We start from the raw sequence: 20,702 nt of genomic DNA, 5'->3' as shown, positions 1-20,702 counted from the left end.
TTTTATGTAATTTTAAATTTTGCAACCAATTCTTCCAGCTCTACTGTCATATTTTTTAGATTATCAACTTCTTCTTTTAAGCCCTCTACAGATTTGCTTTGTTTTTGTGCTGCTTCAGCTATTTGATCACTATTTACTGCCTGTTCCTCTGTTACTCGAGAAATATCTTTACTTCCTTTTGAAAGATCATTAATTCCTGAAGCAGTATCTTTAATACCAGCTGCCACAGACTTAATTCTATCTGTTATTTCATTAAAAGTTTCTGCAGTTTCAGCAACTGAGTCAGCTCCCTGTTCCATCTGCTCATTACTGCTATTTATAGCTATTACAGCTGACTGTGTTTCATCCTGAAGGTTCTCTATTAATCCTCTAATCTGTTCTGTTGAATTTTTAGTCTCTTCTGCCAGTTCTCTAATCTCATCTGCAACTACTGCAAAACCTCTACCTGCATCCCCGGCTCTTGCGGCCTCAATGGCTGCATTTAAAGCCAGTAAATTTGTCTGTTCTGCTATTCCAGAAATCATATTAACAATACTGTCAATTTCTTCTGCCGCATCATTTAATTTATTAATAGTTTTTATAGATTCAGAAGAAGCAGTAAGTGTATCTTCCATTTCTTTCTCAGTTTTCTGCATCATTTTAACACCTTTTTCAGACAGGTTATTTACTTCATCAGTACTGGAGGTTATTTCCTGGACATTTTTGTTAATTGATTCAGTTGTAGCTGCAAATTCTTCAGCTGATGCTGCTACTTCTTCTATAGAAGCAGAAAACTCTTCAACCGATGAAGCCACATTATCATTTAACTTAGATGTTTCTTCAGCATTAGACAGCAAACTCCTGCTCGTCTGTCCTGTTTTTTCTGCAGAATTAGAAATATTTGAAATTAAATCTTTTAAACTTTCCACCATTTTATTAAACGAATCTGCTAGATCACCTATTTCGTCATCATTATCAAGCTCCACTCTTTCGGTCAAATCTCCTTCTGCAATAATATTGGCAGAATCTCTCAGAGATAGTATAGGTTCTGAAATATATTTAGCAATGTAGTAAGAAACAGCTATACCTATTAAGACTGCAAGCAGCGCCACTCCAAGACTTATGTATCTAAGTGTTCTAATAGGTGCCATGACTTCTGAGTTTCTGGCCATTATCCCTAGAGACCAGTCAGCAGACTTTATTGGAGAAAAAACAACTCCACTTGTTCCTCCCATAAGTTCATAAAAATCTATTTTGCTTTGTCCTGAAAACATTTCATTAAATAAAAGTTCTATATCTTCTCCACCTTCATCCAGCAGCATTTTATTGCCAATATATTTTTCATCCTGATGAGCAATAACATATCCTTCAGAATTAAATATAAAACCGTGTCCACTGCCCCTAATTTTCATATTTTCAGCAACAGCAGCAAATTCTTCAAGTGGTAGTGTCCCACCAAAAACTACTTTTAACTCACCATTTATCATAACTGGGTCAAGGATTAATATCACATCTTTAGAACTTCCCGGTTCTTTAACAGGATTGGAAATTACCATTTCTCCTAACTCAGATACTTTCTTAAATGAAAGATACTCTGAAATATCAAATATCTCTTCAGAAAGAGTTGTCTGCACTGTTCCTGTATTATCGGTTATAAATATAGACGAAATATATGGATTTTCTTCCTGAACATTTACAAAAAGTTCTTTATGATTTATAAAATAAAACTCCCTCATCATTTCTGAATCCCACTCTGCTCGAGAATCAAACCAGGTGCGGTCAAGATTTTTAATTGAATTAGTACTTATATTAAGCATCATTTCAATTATTTGTGAGTTGTTGCGGGCTTTATCAAGTGCTGCTGAATATATACTTTCCTCAAGTATATTTTGTGATTGAAAATATGTAAAAACAGATGAAACAGTAATTAAAATAAGAATCAGTATACTCACAATTAAAATTATTTTGGTCCTAATACTGTTAAACTCTACTTCTTTCAAATTAAATAACATTTTTTCCTCTCCTTAAATATACTTGTCTGTTATTATTTAAGTTATAAGGTAATTTATACTGATAATTATGCTACTATATCCCGTACATCTATTATTAATGCTACATCTCCATCTCCAATTATTGTTGCTCCACTAATATATTCGGTATCCTGAAGATAACTGCCCAGAGACTTAATTACAATTTCCTGCTGATTAAGCAGTTCATCAACAATAAGTCCTATTCTTCTATCTCCACTTTTAAGTATAACAACAGACAGATCTCTGCTGTCTGAAACATAACTGCTGTTTTCATTTCCCAGAATTTTATCTGCAGACACAAGAGGAATTGTGTTATCTCTCAGTACAATTACATCTTTACCCCTCACTTTTTTAATGTTTTCTTCACTAATTATCAGTGTTTCACTAACCGAGTTAAGAGGTATGGCAAATATGTCATCTGTTATATTAACCATCAATGCCTGAGTTATAGCAAGGGTGAGTGGAAGAGAAATCACAAAACTGCTGCCTTTCCCTAATTGAGAATCTATACTTATCTGTCCATCCAGTTTTTTAACAACATTTCGGACAATATCCATTCCAACTCCTCGCCCGGAAACATCAGTTACTTCTTCAGCAGTGCTGAAACCTGGGTGAAATATAAAATCCAGTATATCTCTTTTCTCCATCTGCTCTAGTTCTTCTTCAGAGACTATACCTCTCTCGACAGCTTTTTCACCTATTTTATCAGCATCTATTCCAGCTCCATCATCTTTAACTTCTATCATGATTTCACTGCCTTTTTGATATGCTTTAAGTTCAATTTTCCCTTCTTCTGCTTTACCCTTTTGTTTTCTCTCTTCCGATGTTTCAATTCCATGGTCAATTGCATTTCTCAGCAGATGTGTAAGGGGATCAGAAAGTTCATCAATAATTGATCTATCCAGCTCTGTTTCCTGACCTTCCATAATAAAATTAATTTCTTTGCCCATTTTTTGGGAAAGGTCTCTAATCATGCGGGGAAAACGGCTAAACATAACTCCAACAGGAACCATTCTTATCTGCATAACAATATGGTGCAGCTCCATAGTTACTCTGTCCAACTGGGGAATTATTTCCTTGAATTTACCACTTTCTATATCCAGTGACTGCAGTCTGGTTTTGTTTATTAAAAGTTCTCCCACCATATTCATTAGTGTATCCAGTTTAGAAATATCAACTCTAACTGTCGAGCTGGATTGAAAAGAATTAACTTTATGTTCTGCATGCAGACTTTCCTTTTTTTCTTCCTGATCACTTTCTAGTTCTGATGATTCCAATTCGTTGAAATTCAGTATTTTTATATTACTGATATCTTTAATTTCCACTTTTATTTCGTCAGACGGAAGCCAGCTTAAAAAGTAAATATCTAACTTATTACCTTCAAATTGAGAGTTTTCAATTTCATCTCTTGATGGATCTGATTTAAAAAGTGTTCCCATCTCTTCAACTTTTTTGATAACCATAAAAGCACGCACACTTATAAAGTCTGCATCATCAACCTCTACACTTAAATGATAAACTCTTTCTTTTTCTTTTTTCTTTTTAAGAAGATCTCTTTTTTCTTCTGCAGTTAATCCGGCAGAAACTGATTCAGAGTTATCCTCTTTTCTGATATTTTTCTGATCTGAAGTAAAATTGGATATTTCCTCTATAAAACCTTCCATATCGATATCTGCCGGTTCTTCTCCTTCATTTTCTCTGATTTTTTCAACTAAAAACTGGATATTATCCAGTCCCTGCAGCAGGAGGTCGATAAAACCAGTTGTGACACTTAATTCCCCATCTCTAACCCTGTCCAGCATATTCTCCATTTTGTGGGTTAATTCTGTAAGATTTTCAAAACCCATAGTTGCTGCCATGCCTTTAAGAGAATGTGCTGCTCTAAAGACAGCATCTACTGTCTCTTTATCATCAGGATTATTTTCTAAAGTTAATATCCCATTATTGAGTATTTCAATATATTCTTTTGTCTCATCAAAAAATAGATCTAAATAATTATTGTCCTGCAATTAATTTACCTCCCATTCTTAAGGTGCTTAAAGAACATCACTCACCAGTTGATTTAATTTCTCGGCCATTTATACCAGATCTGCAGAATGAATTATATCCTCTCAAAAATATCTGCTACCTGATGTTCAGCCAGATTAAAGCTGACTCCAAATATAATATTACTACCATTAAATTGATTACAAACATAATTTTTAGTTTTAGATTTTTTCAACTTCATTACGCTTTCGTAAAATCAACTCTTCTCATCAAAGAATTTAGCTTCATATTTCCCTCTTTTTTTATAGCCTTTAATGCTTTTTTCTCTGCTGTAGAGATTTACCAGCTTTTCTTTTATTTTGCCGCGGCTGTTCTGCATTTTTTCTATGTTTTCTGCTTCAGCACTCCTTAATTCTTCCAACCTTCTGTAAAGATATTTCGCTTTTTTATCTCCATCTTCCAGTTCCGAAAAATATTCATCTACATCAACTGACTCAATTTTTTTCATTATTTTTTCCTTTTCTTTTAAATTATTAGAAAGAGCTTCTATTTCTTCTGATTCAATAAGCTTTTTTTCTCTGTTCATTAAATCACTTAATTTCTCATAAAGTTGGAGAAGATCCTCCATAATTAGCCACCTACATTTACTTTAAGTTTTTTTGGATTCTTCCTGCTGACTATTTCCTGATAGGATTCAAAAAGTTCTTCTACCAGTGGAATTACATTTTCAATATGTTCTTTTTCTTTACGGAGATTTGCCCTGAGAAGTTCCTGGTAAATAAAATTATACAGCCTTTCTAGATTTTTGGCAATTTCTCCACCCTGTTCTTTATTTAAAGTTCCTTTTAATTCCAGAATAATGTTCTGAGCTTTAATGATATTTTCATGTGCTGCCTCAATATTATTCATCTCTATTTCTTTAACTGCAACTTTCATAAACTTAATACTTCCCTGATAGAGCATTAAAAGCAGCTTGCCTGGACCTGCTGTCTTAATCTGCATCTGCTTATACTGCTGTTCAGCATTTCTACCTCTCATAATTATCCTCCTTATCATATTATTTTAACATATAATATGTCATAATTGGAAATAATTTGCCAAAAATTATTTTTTAAATTTAAACTTTTCCAGTTTTTCGGCAGCCTCACTTTTCATAACAGCTGCTTTATTTTCTTCTGTTACTTCTTCAATCAGTTCTTTTCTTAAAATTTCCACTTCCTTTGGGGCATCTATACCAATTTGAACCTTACCATTTTCTATACCAACTACAATTATCTCAATCTCACCATCAATAACTATTTTTTCGTTGCATTTTCGCGACAGCACCAGCATTATTCTGCCACCTCAAATTCTTCAGAAGAAAAAAGGGGATATTTAACTTTATATTTTTGATTATTTAGTATAATCTGTTTTCCCAGTTTTTCGTACATATTGATTACCAGTGGGGCAGAAAGATTAACTGTAATTTCCTCCACCTTATCTTTCAATGTTATTATATTCAGCACCAAAACGTCTTCTATATCATTTATCTTCAATTCTTTTTCTGCTTTATCACTTATCTCAAATTCATAATTATTGATAAAGTTTCCCGGCTCTACTGTAACAAAAGCAATATCTGCCTTTTTTAGTGACTGCATTATTATAAAAGGTGAATCTTCACTGTAAGGAAGAAGCACAAATTCTCTGTAATCTTCAAAGCCCGGCAGACCTTCTTTAAAGTGCAGTATATTTTCTCTTTCTATCTCAATTTTCCCAAAATCACGGCTCAAAATTTCCAATTAAATCCCTCCTTTAATTTATGCTCTGACATCTATATTTGGACCTCTTTTGAACTTTAAAGTTAATTCTCTTTCCTCTGTGTACATAATTTCTTCTGCAAGATCAGAAATTTTGTAGTTTTCAAAATCCCTCAGCTTATCACCTGTTTCTGCATAAAAGGAAGCTGCCTTAAATGCAGACTGCTGTCCTTTTTCAGCAATATCCTTACCTATATCTGCAATATTATAGAAGCCGATATCTTTTCTAGCTGGATAGTTATCAACATAAACTTTCAGTAAATTGTTGTTTATTCCTCTTCCTATCACAATACCGCCCCCTTAAATCTGTCATCATTATTATTATCGTTAATTTAAGGCTGTTTTTAAATACTGCTACAGTCAATGTAATCCAACAAGCTTCAATTAAAGCCTACATACTTCTTTTTAGCTGTAGATTTAATATTAGAATAATAATTTTTTATATAGAGAATTTAACAATCTTAAGTTAAAGCCAGACCGAGAAAAATCTCAACCTGGCTTCTCCTTATATATTCCTCCTTTTAAATTCTAAATTTATTTACTGCATTTGAGAGTTCCTGAGCCATTTCTGCAAGTTCCTGAGCAGAATTTACAATCTCTTCTGTTGAGGCACTCTGTTCTTCGCTTGCTGCTGCAACTTCTTCTGCATTACTTGCCGCTGTCTGGCTGACTGCTGCAATCTGTTTTACTGCAGATGCTACTTCATCACTATTAAGCTCCATCTTTTCAGCTTGGTTTATTATATTTTCTATAATATTATTTAAAACAGAAGCTGCGTGACTTATATCTTCAAAAGACTTTCCGCTTTCTTCTATTGAGTTTACACTTGTATCTACAGCTTCTTCGGTCTGTTTCATATTTTTCACTGATACTTGTACATCTTTCTGAATCCCACCAATCAGTTCTGATATTTCTTCTGTAGCCTCACCAGACTGTTCAGCCAGTTCTCTTATCTCATCTGCAACAACACTAAATCCTCTGCCTGCTTCTCCTGCTCTTGCTGCTTCAATAGCTGCATTTAGAGCAAGCAAATTTGTCTGAGCAGATATATCTTTAATCAACTTTATTATCTCACCAATTCTCTGTGATGATTCAGCAAGAGAATCTATGGCATCAGATACATTATTGGAATTTTCTTTAAGTTTGTTAACTTCTGCTACAGAATTTTCTATAGATTTATTACCAATCTCTATATTTCCTATCACTTCATCTGCTTTTCTATTCATTGCCTCAGAAGCAGTGTTGACTATGTTAATCTGTTTTGTCAGCTCATCAAGCAGAGCATTTGTTTCCTCTGCCTGTGCGGACTGTTCTTCAGCACCTGAAGCCACATCCTGGATTGCTGTTCCTACATGTTCAGCAGATGCAGCTACTTCTTCACCTGATGCTGACAGTTCTTCACTAGAAGCCGACAGATTGCCTGACATATCTATCACCTGACCGACAAGGCTTTTTAAGCTTTTAAGCATATTGTTAAGGGCTTCTGACAGTTTTCCCACTTCATCTTTAGTTTTTACTTTCAGCTCTGCTACAGAAAGATTCCCATCTGCTATTTCTTCTGCAAAACTGATAGCATTTTTAAGAGGCTTTACTACAGATGAGGTTACCATAAAGACTACAATTGTAGCTATAATAATTGCAATTAATATAGTAATCAATATTTTATTTCTGTATGTATCAAGTGCTGACTGATATTCTGAAGTCGGCAGTGCTGTAACTATAATATAATCATTATAAGGCATATAATGCTGGAGAAGTTCTTTTCCCTCCAGATTGATAATATCACTACCTTCCTGCGTATTTAAAATTGTATTTCCCCAGCTGTAATCTGTAATACTGCTGCCTATCAAGCTGCTGTCTGGATGACTTATTATTTTTCCATTCTGATCTATTATATAAACATAACCATTTCGGCCATATTTGGTTATCTCTGCAGTGCGGGTGATATCTATTTTTGCTAAAATTTCCTGCAGTTCTGCCGGCTGTACACCAATCTGTACAATTCCCGGTTTATCTGTTCTTCCAACCCCTATGTATTTAAATAATTCTTTATCTGTCCCCCTCTGTTGAGGTGCCTGAGCCAGCTCAAAATCTTCATTTTCCAGCCCTTTCAAAAATGGGCGTGTCTGTTCTGTTTCCTTAAAATCAAAGCCAATAAAATCTCTTACACTGGACCACTTTATTACTCCATCTGCATCTGTTACATGTATTTCTGCCACATTCAGCTCCTCCATCAGTGCATTTATCTTCCCCTGAATCATTGGTTCAGATGTTGTTGACAAAAACTGATCTACCATTCTGGCTATTGTGATAAGATGTTTATCTATTGCTTCTTCTGTAAGCTGGGCATTTTCTTTCCTGTCATCAATAATAGTTTTTATTTCTTCCATCTTAGATGTTGCTGTTTCTTCAGTCTGATTCATTATATAATTTCTCTGTGTATCATAGCCTATGTATCCTATTATTACCATCCCTGCTATCAGAACAATAAGTGTAGGTATTAAAAACTTTGCTCTGATAGACTTGAATTTTAGTAATTTCATTTTATGAAAGATCCTCTCCCTCTTTTATTTAAAATTTTTGCACATATTTACATAAAATCATTTTGCTGCAGCCTCTTCTCAAATCTCTTATATAATTATTATCGTAAGTATTATTCTAAAAGTTAAATATCTTTATCAGCCATTAAATAATCTCTCATTCAATTAAGAACTTCAGCCTCAAAAATTCATTCTATTTTAACCAAAATCTTTTTTGAAAAATAATATATTTGCAGGTCCTCAAACTTTTCTGAAGAATTATAATAGGGAAAAGAAAGGAGATATTAATGAAAAAAACGATATTATTACTTATAATTATTACTATTTTTGCCGCCCCTTCTGCTGTATCTGCTAAAATTAAATCTTACAGCTATAAAATTATTAATACCTATCCACATGACAGCACTGCTTTTACTCAAGGGCTGGAGTTTTTTAATGGATTCCTATATGAAAGTACCGGGCTGTATGATAAGTCATCACTAAAAAAGATCAATTTAAATACTGGTGAAATATTAAAAATCAAAAAACTGCCCGGCAATCACTTTGGAGAAGGTATAACTATCCTGAATGATAAAATATATCAGCTAACATGGAAGGCAAAAACTGCTTATGTTTATGACCTGAATTTTAATTTGCTAAAAGAGTTCAGTTATAAAGGTGAAGGGTGGGGGCTGACAAATGACAGCCAGCACCTGATAATGAGCAATGGAAGTAATAAAATATATTACAGAAATCCGGATAATTTTTCTGTACTCAGAACAATAGAGGTGGCAGCATATGGAGAAAAAATTTCTAATATAAATGAACTGGAATATATAAATGGTGAGATTTTTGCCAATATCTGGTTTGAAGATTATATTTTACGGATCAATCCTGAAAGTGGAGAAATAAATTCTATGATAAATCTGTCAGGTATTATTAATCCGGATAATTATTTACATGAGATAAATGTTTTAAATGGTATTGCATATGATGAAGATACCGGCAGGTTATTTGTAACAGGTAAACTCTGGCCGCATATATTTGAAATTAAAATTGTTGAATAGATTGGAGTTTCTCCGAAATTGATTTTTTTCTGCCTCTTTTCCACCATTTTTTCAACTAGTATCGTTATTTTATCTAATTATTTAAACTATAAAAAGGCTGATTCATAAAGTTTTTCTAATTATTTTCCAATATTGCTTTTACTCGCGAATTATTATAGAGGCTGTCGGGAACTTCTTCCACAATTTTTTTCATAATTTGCCGGCTCTCTTCAACTTGATTATTTTCATAAAGAAGCAGACCTAAATTATAGAGTGCCTCATCATAATAATTGCTTTTCTGATAGGTATTTATATAACTGTAATAATAATTTTTGGCTTTTTTATAAGCGCCAAGCCGTTCATAGTTTCTGGCAAGAAAGAAAAGAGCTTCTCTAATTAAATAATTCCTTTTCCCTTCAGTATATAATTTTTCAAAAAGGGGAAGTGACCTGCTGTAATTACCTTTTTCAAAAACATCTACAGCAAGGTTAAAAAGCTGCTGATCACTTAGCTCTCCTATTACTGTACTGTCATTATTTTTATCTGTATTTCTTTCTTCAATTTCTGATCCCACATTTTTTGAGGGGGATTTTCCCTGCTGATTTTCCACACTTATTTTATACTGATTCGGCCGAAGTTTATTATCTCTATTATTTATAAATTTTCTAAAATCAATTCCTGCAAAAATATCTTCAGCAAACTTGATATCCATAAGATCATATTTCTTTTTATTCTGCCTACTAACCTGATTTAAATCTACATCATTATCATTATTATCTGCTGTATTTACCCTTCTATCAGCAGTTTTTTTAACATTTTCTGCTGCTAAATCAGTGCTTTCTCCAGACATGTTTTTAACTTCAGCCATCTGCTGGCTTTCTTCACCTGCTGGAAGCGGTCGACCAAAATTTCCCAACAGCGAATTGAAAGTAAAACCTAATATAAGCACCATAATTACTGCTGCAGCAGGAATTAAAACTCTGGGCGGAATCTTCTTTCTTTGTGACAGTTTATTTTCTGCTTCAATAATATATTTCTGTATGTTTGCACTACCTTTATCTTTTTCATATGCCTGGTTAAAATACTGGAGTGCTTTTTTAAAACGTTTTTTCTGCATATAGGTCAGGCCAAGAATAATATATGGCTCAATTAGATCACCATATTCTTTTATAACTTTTTTTAAAAATTTTATTTTTCTGCCGGTTTTATTATCATCACTGAAGAGCATCTCTTTATATTTTTTTCTCATTTTAGAAAACTTTTCATTTTTAAGCAGGTTCAAGTATTCTTCTGCTTCATTATAATTTTGTTTAATGGAAAGGCTTTTTTCCCAAATTTCTTCTGCTCTGTCAAAACGACATTTAAGATAATAGCAGAATCCAAGCATATTAAGTGAAGCAGTATGACGAGGGTTAAACTTCAGTGATAATTTAAGTTCACTTATTGCTTCTGTTATATTATTATCCATCATTAAATTCATTGTTCTCTGATAATGCTGTCTACTTTTTCTTGATCTATCCATTTAAATACCCCACAGATTTTTATTATTATTCTAATCTTATCATATTATACCAGCAAATTAAATAGAAATAATGAAGCAGCATTTAGCTGTATTTTAAAAAACATAACAGAGATCATGTTGCACAAGAATAAGCCAGTTTTTAGTATATACAGGAACACTGACACTGTGTTAGGCAATATCATTTATTATATTTCTAAATTTATTTCTTCATAAATATTTTCTAGCATTTGATTTAGCAGCTTCCTGATAACAGCATTTTCCTTTTCTGTAAAACCAGAAGATAATATTTCTGTAGTACTTTTCAATATATCATTTATTTCCTTTTTTATATTTTTTCCTTTTTTAGTAACATATAAATTTTTAACACGTTTGTCTGCTTCATTTTTCTTTTTTTCTACATACCCTTCTTTTACTAGTCCGCTTAAAAGTTTGGAAATAGTTACTTTATCTGTTTTAAAAATATCTGACAGTTCTTCCTGATTAATTCCTTCATTATTATAAAGAATTCTTAAAATATGCACCTGTTTTATATTTAAATTAAATTCATTTGCTTTCTTATTAATATAATAATTTATATATTTTGAAATTGTAGTAATATATCTTACCAGAGAATCTTCCATTTATAACCCCCCTTTTCTTACCCTTAATTTATCTTCTATAATAATTTTAACACACAGCATATATAGTTGCAATTATAAACTATATTTGTTATAATTGCTTTAATGTCAAACTAATATAAATCTTCTAATGAAATATTTTACATAGGTAAAGATAATTAAAAAAAACAAAACAGGGAGGAAAATCATGGATATTATAAATTTTATCATTGGCAAAAGTTGGGGACAAAGGATTATTATATTAGGTGCAGCTATTTTATATGCATATTTATTTATAGTTAAACCTAATGTAGCAAAAAAAGGGGTTATCAATTCTTTTCAAACCTTTACCAGCTTACTGACTTTAATTATAGCTGCTTTATTAATTTCGCAGGCTATTGGATTACTAATTCCTGAAGAAAAGGTTAGTGATCTCTTAGGGGAAGGCTCAGGTCTAAAGGGTATTACTGCAGGTGGGCTTTTAGCCGGTCTACTACAAGGTGGCCCTTATGCTGTTTACCCTATCATTAAATCTCTTTATGATAAAGGGGCTCATATAAGTGTAGTAATGGCAATGTTAATGGGATATGGTGCTATTGGAATTGGAAGGGTTGCTTATGGCTTAATATTTTTTGGCCCTAAAATTGTAGGTCTTAGATTGCTTTTAGCAATTCCAGTACCTATTTTAGCAGGATTAGCAGTTTTATTATTTGTTTAAAAATTACTATCTTTACATAAAAAAGGGGTTTCCCCAAAATTATCTTTATAGCAGCAAAAGAGGGACCTCCTTTTTTTGCTAAAATCAATTGACCAGACAAAAAATAAATGATATAATAACATCCATTACCAATTGAGTTATTAATTTATCAAAATGGAGAAAGGAGGTATGATGTGAATAATATTATTAAAAATTTAAAAATCAACGAAAAACTTAATTTAAAAATTATAGTTATTGTTGCATTAATTATGATAATTGGTTTGACAACATTAGGTTATTTTATTAATTCTGTAGTAAAAGAAGAAATTACACTTTTGGCTAAACAGAGAAATAAAAATATAACAAAAGCAGTTCAATCACAAATTAATGCTTTTTTAGAAGAAAGTAAAAAAATTGTAAATTATACAGCAGAAGAAACAAATTTTAAAAATTTGAACAAACCTGAAATTAAAAAAACATTAACTAATATTGGGAAAGAATATTCTCAATTTAATTTAATTTATATGGGAACTAAAAATGGGGAATTATTAACTTATCCAAATGCTGATCTTGGAGATGATTTTGATCCAAGAAATAGAGGTTGGTATAAAGATGCTTTAAACTCAAATTCATCTATTTGGACAGATACTTATACAGATGCAGCAACAGGTGAATTAATTATTACTATTACTAAAAAAGTAGTTAATGATAAAGGACAAATATCTGGTGTTATCGGTGGAGATATTTCATTAAAACAAATAAGCACTTTAATTAATGAAACAAAAGTGGGAGAAACAGGAAATACTTTTCTTGTAAATAAAGAGGGCCAGCTTTTAGCACATCCGAATCAAAACCTTATAGAAAATAATTTCAATGTTAGCAACTGGTTTAATTTAAAAGATCTTTTAAATTCAAATAATACGGTATTTGAATATCAAAATGAGAATAAAAAAATGTTAGCCTCATATTTACCGATTGAAGAAATTGGAGGAACTGTTTTTGCTCAAATACCAACTGAAGAAGCTTATCAAGCAAATCAAAAAATATTAAAAACAACTACAATTTTATCCATTATAGTATTAATTGTTTTATTAGGAGCTATAATTTTATACATTTCAAAACAGGTAATAAAACCTATTTTAAAATACTCAGAAGAAATGGATAAGGTTGCTAAAGGAAATTTAAATGCTAGTGTAGAAGTGAACAGAAAAGATGAACTTGGAAGTTTAGGTAATTCATTTAATTTAATGGTAAAGGACTTAAAGCATTTAGTACAAAATATTAAAAACACTTCAGAAGATGTTACTGAAACATCTAAAACTTTAGATGTTAGTTCAAAAGAAGTAGGAAATACATCAGAACAAGTTGCTATGTCTATCCAGGAAGTTGCAACAGGAGCAGATAGTCAGGCTAAAAGTGTAGAAAATGTATCTTTAAACATTCAAAAATTAGTTGATAGCTTAAACAATTTAAATCAAAACAATCAAAAAGTACAAAATTATACTGATGATATGAATGTTGTTACTAATGAAGGTTCTCAGAAGATGGATAATTTAAATCAACAAATGGAAAATATAGTTGAAGCTATGAGAACTGTTTCTACAGATATTGCTGAATTACAATCTATTTCCGAAGAAATAAAAAGCATTATTGATTTAATAAACAATATAGCAGACCAGACTAATTTATTAGCATTAAATGCAGCTATTGAAGCAGCAAGAGCTGGTGAAGCTGGTAGGGGATTTAGTGTTGTTGCTGACGAAATTAGGGAATTAGCTGAAGAATCTTCTGCTTCTGCTGATAAAATCAAAGACTTAATCGATGAAGTTTCCAAAACAACCGATAAAGTTGGAGAAGAAATGAATAGAAGTGAAGATGAAATTCTAAGTGGAGAAAAACTTGTAAATGAATCTAATAAAACATTTAAGGATATTAGAAAAACTTTAGAAAAAATAAATCAGGGAATGGCAAATTCTGTAGAAGAATTCAAGAAAACAAATAAGCTAAGTTCTGGAATATCAGAAGAAGCTCAAAATATTGCTGGAGTATCCGAAGAAACTTCTGCATCTGCTGAAGAAGTGGCAGCAGCCAGTGAAGAACAAAACGCTACTGTTGAAGAAATGTCTTCAATTGCAGATGAATTATCAAATAAAGCTGAAAATCTTGAAGAAATAATTAAAAAATTTGATATAGATTAATCAGGGAACAATCTCCCTTATTTTATTGCCCTCACGACATATAGGGCTGATGATTTAAATAATACAAACTCAATAGAGAAAAAACCTTCTGATTAATTAATCAGAAGGTTTTTTGCTTCACAATCTACTAATTAGCAATACCATGTAACATTACTTGGAATTCCGACGTGTCTGGATATTTGTTGTATCTATATAGCCCCCTAAATAATCGTAAATTTTTATTGATATTTGAACACATTTTGCAAATATTCATTTCTAACATTTCTATATATATATATATATAAAAATTATATAAATCTGCATCTATAGATATTATTTCTTTTATATTTTTAGTTTCTGATATTACAATAAGAGTAGCATCCGAAAAATCCATAGGTACGTCCAAATATTTTCTAGATAAATTAATAATTCTAGTAATACTTTCTTTAGTTAGGGATACAGCATTTAATGCACCCTTTCTTATCCATTTTAAAAAATCAATTTGTACCTCAACATTAAAATCTAACATATGCAATACTTCTGTTATTACAGGCCAAGATGTATATAATCTACCGTGATACTCCTTTAAAAATTCTTTTATTTTTTCATGATATTTATCATCTTTATCAAATAAAGCAATAAGTGGTCCTGCATCAATGAGGGTGCTTTTCATTAATTTTTTCCCTCACTTTCTTTTTATATGTTTTAGATAAATTCCCTTTACCACTTCCATGTTTTCCAAAAAGTTCAACACCTAATTCATATGGTTTAGTTTGTTTCTCTTGTTCTTCAATATATTTTTCGAGAGCTTCTTTTATAATATCAGACTTAGTTACATTTTTTTGTTCGGATAAATTATTGATTTTTTCCTCAAGTTCTTTAGATAATCTTACACTAATCATGATACCACCTCTGTATTACATTTTATTATTAATGTCAATGTAAAAATAATTAGGAGTTTCCCCAAAATTTATTTTCAAGCTGCAAAAGGGGGGCTTTAGTCATCAACGAAATTTTTAGATTTATCTAAAACTCAATTCGGGTGTGAAATAGGGCACACTAATCAATGAGTCCTCCTGACTCATGATTAGCTCACTCCATCCTGCAGTTCAACCCTATTTCTTCCTTCATTTCGTTAAGATTCATTGACTAAAAATTTCAATATTCCTGCATCTCCCCTTTTTGCAGCAGTATATAAAAAATGGGGAAAGTCCAGAAAAATAATATATTATTATAAATCTCAACCTTATATTTAATTTAACTACTCTATGCCTATTTAAATTTTAAACTTATTTGATATTTCAGCCAGATCTTCTGCCATCTCTGTTAATTTTTTAGCTGAAGATACTATTTCTTCAGTTGAAGCAATCTGTTCTTCACTAGAAGCAGCAACTTCCTCCGCATTACCGGCAAAATCCTGACTAATTCTATTAACTTCATCTACTTCAGATTCAATTTCCTGACTTGTCTCAGCAGCCTGGTTTATATTTTCCACACTACTAAAGATAATATTAATTAATTTATCAATTTCTTCACTGATCCTATCAAATATTTCGCCATTTTCATTAATCTTAGCAGAACTTTGATTAACCCGGTCAGTATTTTGATTCATCTGATCAACAGCTAAATTAACATCCTTTTGAATAGCACTAATTAACTCAGCTATATTTTCAGTAGCTTGGGAAGATTCTTCAGCTAATTCTCTAATTTCATCTGCAACTACAGAAAAACCTCTGCCGGCTTCCCCGGCTCTTGCCGCCTCAATGGCTGCATTTAAAGCAAGCAGGTTAGTTTGACTGGAAACACTATTAATAAGTTCAACGATTTTACCAATTTCTTCCGATCGCTGACCTAATCTTTCAATTACATCACTAACTTCTTTAGTATCTTTTTCAACTTTAGAAATTTGTTCAATAGATTCATTAATCGATTTTTGTCCACTCTTAACCTTTTTTAATACTTCACTGGAAACCTGATTCATATCTTGAGCTTGTTTTTCTACTGTCTGAACTTTAGAACTTAAATTATTTATATTTTCAGCTGTAGATTCCAACTTAATTGACTGCTCTTCAGCTCCATCAGCAACATTCTGAATAGCTATTCCTACTTCTTCAGCAGATGTACCAACCTCATCTCCAGAAGCTGACAATTCCTCACTATAAGCAGCAACCTGCTGAGCCATCGACTGAATTTGAGAAAGAATTTGTTGTAAATTATCAGTCATATTTTTTAGTGAAGATCCTAAACGACCAAATTCATCTTCTCTGTTCACAAAGTCAGCTGGAAGTTCAGCCATTAAATTTCCGGCAGCCACACTTTCTGCATGTTCAACTGCCATTCTTAGATATTTGAGCACTAACTTTTTAATAAGCAGATAAATGATTAGTAAAAAAGCCAGCATTGCAGCTGCAGAAATAACTGAGGTATTAATTACATTTTGAGTAATTCCAAGTTCTGATTCAGGCAGTGTTAAAACTAGTTTTAATCCACTATTTCCAACTTCCTGATAAGATAACAAATAATCTTCACCATTAATCACTGTTCTAGTTAAACCCGGTTGATCAGCATTTATAATCTGATTTCCAATTCCTGATAATGAACTTTCAGAATCAGTTATTTTAGTTTCCATTGCATTTTCTAAATTCTGGTTAACAATAAAATTTCCCTGATCACTAATTACAAAAGCCTGGCCGTTTTTACCTATTTCAAGTCCGCCAACATACTCTTCCATCCTAGCTAAACCTATATCTAAGGTAACAACTCCAATTGCTTTATTATTTCTTCTAATAGGAGAAGACACAGTGATCATTGGTACACCTGAGATTGGATCAGTATATGGTTCAGACCAGACTGATTCTTGACCTAGACCATCTTGATACCAGTCATACTGAAAATAGTTTCCATCTTGATTACTATATTCCCAGGAGACCTGAATAGAGTTATTCTCTAAATATAAAAAAGGACCATAATACTTCTGCCCTTCTATATATTTCCCTGGCTCCATCCATACTCCACCACCAACAATCATTGAATTATTCTGCATTACATCTTCAAAATAATTAAACAGAAGATCCTCATTATGGCTCACATCATTAGCAACCAAAGACGCAATATTTTCTGAGCCAGTCTGACTTCTTGTGAACTCATTGTTTAAATAACCTGATTCCGCTCTCAATTTCTCTTTTAAATATTTTTCGGACTCACTTCTCATATTATCTCTATAATAATTACTGCTGATATAAATTTGTATTCCAAATATAATAATCCCAGCCAAAATTAAAAAAACCATCAATTTAGCAAATAAACTCTTTTTTAGTATATCCACAAGAATGCTCCCTCTCTTTTTATGACTGCTTTTTCTTAAGTAAATTAGTATTATGATAATTGTAACACAAAAACATTAAGTACTCAAAATTTTAGATGTTAGAAATTATTGAGGATTTATAAAGCTGAAAATTGAATTGATAATAAATTAACAAAAAAAGTCCAGCTTAAAAGCCAAGCTTTAATTACATTTATCACATTTTTAATCTTAATTTGCTAATATAGATTCTAGTTCTTCAGGAGTTAGACCTTCAAATTCTTTTTCTTTTTTATCATTATTTTTTCTTAGACTGTCTAATAATTCTTTTCTTTTTTTACCGCTTTCCTGTAAATACTCATTTATTATTTCTGCTTTAGTTTTTTCTGCTGAAGAATTTTCAGTATCAGAATCTACTTCTACATTGTCATCTCTGATATAATCCTGATTTTCAATTTCTTCTCCATATTTAATAATTCTTGGAGTTACAAAAATCAATAACTCATTAGTCGATTCACTTTTTGAGCGAGATTTAAAAAGTTCACCAAAGATAGGTAAATCACCCAAAAGAGGTATTTTAGTAATTTTTCCTTCTCCATCAGTCTGAATTAAGCCACCTATTACAAATGTTTCATTATTATTTAAACGCAAAGTAGTTTCTACACTCCTGGTTTTAGTAGCTGGAGGTGGTGTAGTATCTATATTTGAATATCTATCTGGATTAATTTCATAAAAGCTGCTCACTTCTGGTGCAATTTTAAGTTCAATTTCATCATTTTCTGTAATCCAGGGAGTAAAAGTTAATTTAACTCCTGCTTCAACATGTTCCCAGGTAGTTGTAATATCCCCATCATCATCTTCTTCTTGAACTGCATATGGTTCTTTGTCAGTTATTGATAAATTAGCCTCTTCGCCATTTAAAGTCATTAAGCTAGGTCTGGCTAAAGTTTTAGAGTCAGAAGATGTGTCTAACAATTTAAAAATTTCAGGCCATTTATAAGTTAAATCTTCTATTTTATCAAGATCTGTATTTCTTTCAATTATAATATCACCAATCCCTACATCCATTGAATCAGAATATTTCATTCCAATTTCTCTAGTTAAATCTGAGGAGATTTCTTCTACCCTGGTCTCAATAATAACCTGATATTGCGGCGTATTTATCTCTTTAATTAACTCTGATACTCCGTCAAGCTTATTTTTTGCCCCATTAATAATAATTTCTTTTCTTTTAGCATTAACATGAAGTTGAATGTCTGGATAAAATTTATTTATTATTTCAGTTATTTGTGCAGTATCTATATAGTCAACTCTCATTTTACGAGTTTCAGGCTCCAAACTCTGATCATAAGTTTTAGCCATTGATAAAATACTCTTAACTGATTCTTCTTCTCCACTTATCGTTATAGTTTCTGTTAAAGGGTTAACCTGAAAATTTAAGTTTGAATTAACTATACGTAATTTTGATTCTAAATCAGCTAAATCTGCATTTAAAACAGTGTAACTTTCACTATATAGTTTAGTTTCTTCACTTTCCCTATTTTCAAAATCTGTTCCACTACTCCCTTTTAGTACTTTAGCAGAATCAAGCCTATTAATCATCTCTTTAATTTCTTCTACTCGATTACTCTCTCCTTTAATAATAAACTGCCTTCTTGATATGTCCATCGAAATTAATGTTTCAGGAAATATTTCTTTAACAATAATTCCTATATTCTCAAAGTCACTTGAGTTAACTTTAACAAACTCTGTAACTAAATTAGAATAGATTTGATCGATTTTTTCAGGCTGAGCAACTACTACAGTGTTATTGTCCCATTTATAATCTAATCCTCTTGTTTTAGTTATCAAATCTAAAGATTTTTCAAAAGTAATATCCTGTAAATGAACAGTAATATTACCACCAACCTGGCTGTCAGTTATTAAGTTAACATCTGCCACTTCTGCAATAGCTCTCAACACATCAACAATATCAGCATTTCTGAAATTCATATCTTCTATTTTGTCCTGTGGTCCTGCTGATGCTGCTGCTGTTAAAGATATAACCAATATTAAAATAATAAAAGAAATCTTCTTTATTTTTATCATTTACTTTGCCTCCAATCAATATGCCTCAAATTTTTTAATATTTAACTCTAATGGAACTGCCATTTTTTATAAATACTGCTTCTCCATTTTGATAAGAAGATAGTCTATAGCCATTCATCATATCTCCAATTTTAAGAAGATGTTTATCCTGGTTATAACTTACAATTAAAGCCATTCTAGAATTAGCAGCTTTTATTACTCCATCAATTACTATCTCTGGTTCTGAAACTGTCTCTTCTACTTGATTACTCTCCTCAACAGCAGTAAATTCTTCTGTGAGATAATTTTCCTCTGTCGCAATTTCATCTGAAATTTCATCAGTTTCTATTTCTATAAAAAATGGGTTTTTTAAATTTTTAATTTGAGTACTACTTAGTTTATTTGCAGCTGCAAATTCGTTTAAATCACTTTCCACATCAAGATCTAAAGCAGAAGCTGTACTATTAATCATTAATATTAAAATAACGATAGATAATAATTTGAAAATCTTCATTAAATCACCCCGCTGAATTTTCTATAAACTCTCTTAACTCATCTGACTGATGATAAAATAAATTTAAATTTAAAGAAATTAAATTTTCCTGCTGCTGAACATTACTGGCAGTCAAATTTTCTACAACTAATCTATAATCCCAGTTATCTAGCATTTGAAGAAAGGATAGTAATTCAAAATATCCACCCTGAATTTCAAAAGTAAAGGGATAACCATTATCTGTATTTCTTTTTTGATAACTTCTGATATCAACATTACTTTCCCTGGCAAAATAATCAACAGCAGCTAAAATCTCTTCAGCGTCTCTAACCACTGTTTCTAATCGTTCTTCTCTTTCTTTTTTTAATTCAACCAATTCTTTTTCTAAACTATTAATTTGATTGTAACACAAAAAGCATATAATATTTTCCAATTTACATGTTTCAAATACTAAAATAAGTCTTCTAAACACAACAATAAAAGCATTTAAAAC

19 protein-coding genes are annotated in these 20,702 nt (G+C 31.5%); 3 read left to right on the top strand and 16 right to left on the bottom strand.

Features of this window, described 5'->3' with window-relative positions; genetic code table 11:
* Positions 1-2 precede the first annotated feature (2 nt).
* The 8 genes from DER71_RS06015 to DER71_RS05980 all read right to left on the bottom strand — a co-directional run bounded on the left by DER71_RS06015 (position 3) and on the right by DER71_RS05980 (position 8,334).
* Complete coding sequence (locus DER71_RS06015; protein WP_114474413.1) at positions 3-1,991, bottom strand: methyl-accepting chemotaxis protein; 1,989 nt, start codon at positions 1,989-1,991, stop codon at positions 3-5.
* A 65-nt stretch (positions 1,992-2,056) separates the two neighbouring features.
* Positions 2,057-4,018, bottom strand: coding sequence for a chemotaxis protein CheA (locus DER71_RS06010; protein ID WP_114458136.1), 1,962 nt, complete (start codon positions 4,016-4,018; stop codon positions 2,057-2,059).
* Positions 4,019-4,251: 233 nt separating this feature from the next.
* Positions 4,252-4,623: a hypothetical protein gene (locus tag DER71_RS06005; protein ID WP_114458137.1), complete on the bottom strand. Its 372-nt coding sequence runs from the start codon at positions 4,621-4,623 to the stop codon at positions 4,252-4,254.
* A 2-nt stretch (positions 4,624-4,625) separates the two neighbouring features.
* On the bottom strand, positions 4,626-5,033 hold the full coding sequence (gene fliS / locus DER71_RS06000) for a flagellar export chaperone FliS (protein ID WP_114458138.1): 408 nt from the start codon (positions 5,031-5,033) through the stop codon (positions 4,626-4,628).
* 66 nt (positions 5,034-5,099) lie between these two features.
* The gene (gene csrA, locus DER71_RS05995; RefSeq protein ID WP_114458139.1) at positions 5,100-5,327 is read right to left on the bottom strand and encodes a carbon storage regulator CsrA; all 228 of its coding nucleotides are present in this window, start codon (positions 5,325-5,327) and stop codon (positions 5,100-5,102) included.
* Entirely contained in the window at positions 5,327-5,773 is a 447-nt protein-coding gene (gene fliW / locus DER71_RS05990) for a flagellar assembly protein FliW (RefSeq protein WP_114458140.1), read from the bottom strand. Before fliW ends, csrA begins: the two co-directional genes overlap by 1 nt.
* 18 nt (positions 5,774-5,791) lie before the next feature.
* Positions 5,792-6,079, bottom strand: a complete 288-nt coding sequence (locus DER71_RS05985) for a DUF6470 family protein (RefSeq protein WP_233487017.1) — start codon at positions 6,077-6,079, stop codon at positions 5,792-5,794.
* Positions 6,080-6,312: 233 nt separating this feature from the next.
* Positions 6,313-8,334, bottom strand: coding sequence for a methyl-accepting chemotaxis protein (locus tag DER71_RS05980; protein ID WP_114458141.1), 2,022 nt, complete (start codon positions 8,332-8,334; stop codon positions 6,313-6,315).
* A gap of 284 nt (positions 8,335-8,618) precedes the next feature.
* On the opposite strand from DER71_RS05980, the gene DER71_RS05975 reads away from it, so the two are divergent.
* Positions 8,619-9,377: a glutaminyl-peptide cyclotransferase gene (locus DER71_RS05975; RefSeq protein WP_114458142.1), complete on the top strand. Its 759-nt coding sequence runs from the start codon at positions 8,619-8,621 to the stop codon at positions 9,375-9,377.
* A 115-nt stretch (positions 9,378-9,492) separates the two neighbouring features.
* Here DER71_RS05975 and DER71_RS05970 read toward each other — a convergent pair whose 3' ends face one another.
* Both DER71_RS05970 and DER71_RS05965 read right to left on the bottom strand, forming a co-directional pair.
* Positions 9,493-10,878: a tol-pal system YbgF family protein gene (locus DER71_RS05970; RefSeq protein ID WP_114458143.1), complete on the bottom strand. Its 1,386-nt coding sequence runs from the start codon at positions 10,876-10,878 to the stop codon at positions 9,493-9,495.
* Between the two features lie 185 nt (positions 10,879-11,063).
* Entirely contained in the window at positions 11,064-11,498 is a 435-nt protein-coding gene (locus DER71_RS05965) for a MarR family winged helix-turn-helix transcriptional regulator (RefSeq protein ID WP_114458144.1), read from the bottom strand.
* 184 nt (positions 11,499-11,682) lie between these two features.
* On the opposite strand from DER71_RS05965, the gene DER71_RS05960 reads away from it, so the two are divergent.
* Positions 11,683-12,192 (top strand): permease, encoded by a 510-nt coding sequence (locus tag DER71_RS05960; RefSeq protein ID WP_114458145.1) that lies wholly within the window; start codon positions 11,683-11,685, stop codon positions 12,190-12,192.
* 173 nt (positions 12,193-12,365) lie between these two features.
* Positions 12,366-14,369, top strand: a complete 2,004-nt coding sequence (locus tag DER71_RS05955) for a methyl-accepting chemotaxis protein (protein ID WP_233487018.1) — start codon at positions 12,366-12,368, stop codon at positions 14,367-14,369.
* Between the two features lie 127 nt (positions 14,370-14,496).
* On the opposite strand, the gene DER71_RS05950 is transcribed toward DER71_RS05955, so the two are convergent.
* The 6 genes from DER71_RS05950 to DER71_RS05925 form a co-directional block, all read right to left on the bottom strand.
* Complete coding sequence (locus DER71_RS05950; protein ID WP_199505642.1) at positions 14,497-15,021, bottom strand: type II toxin-antitoxin system VapC family toxin; 525 nt, start codon at positions 15,019-15,021, stop codon at positions 14,497-14,499.
* On the bottom strand, positions 15,002-15,250 hold the full coding sequence (locus DER71_RS05945) for a DUF6290 family protein (protein WP_114458146.1): 249 nt from the start codon (positions 15,248-15,250) through the stop codon (positions 15,002-15,004). Before DER71_RS05945 ends, DER71_RS05950 begins: the two co-directional genes overlap by 20 nt.
* Positions 15,251-15,624: 374 nt before the next feature.
* A complete protein-coding gene (locus DER71_RS05940) occupies positions 15,625-17,673 on the bottom strand; it encodes a methyl-accepting chemotaxis protein (protein ID WP_114458147.1) in 2,049 nt (682 codons plus the stop codon).
* 207 nt (positions 17,674-17,880) lie between these two features.
* Entirely contained in the window at positions 17,881-19,737 is a 1,857-nt protein-coding gene (locus DER71_RS05935; protein WP_114474412.1) for a type II secretion system protein GspD, read from the bottom strand.
* A gap of 34 nt (positions 19,738-19,771) precedes the next feature.
* A complete protein-coding gene (locus DER71_RS05930; RefSeq protein ID WP_089716662.1) occupies positions 19,772-20,230 on the bottom strand; it encodes a hypothetical protein in 459 nt (152 codons plus the stop codon).
* A gap of 4 nt (positions 20,231-20,234) precedes the next feature.
* The coding region (locus DER71_RS05925; protein WP_158531793.1) for a hypothetical protein at positions 20,235-20,702 on the bottom strand (468 nt) is incomplete at its 5' end.

This window comes from Halanaerobium sp. DL-01 (genome assembly GCF_003338615.1).
GTDB lineage: Bacteria > Bacillota > Halanaerobiia > Halanaerobiales > Halanaerobiaceae > QPJE01.
Note: the sequence above shows the minus strand (reverse complement) of the source record. Positions and strands in the feature narration are given on the sequence as shown.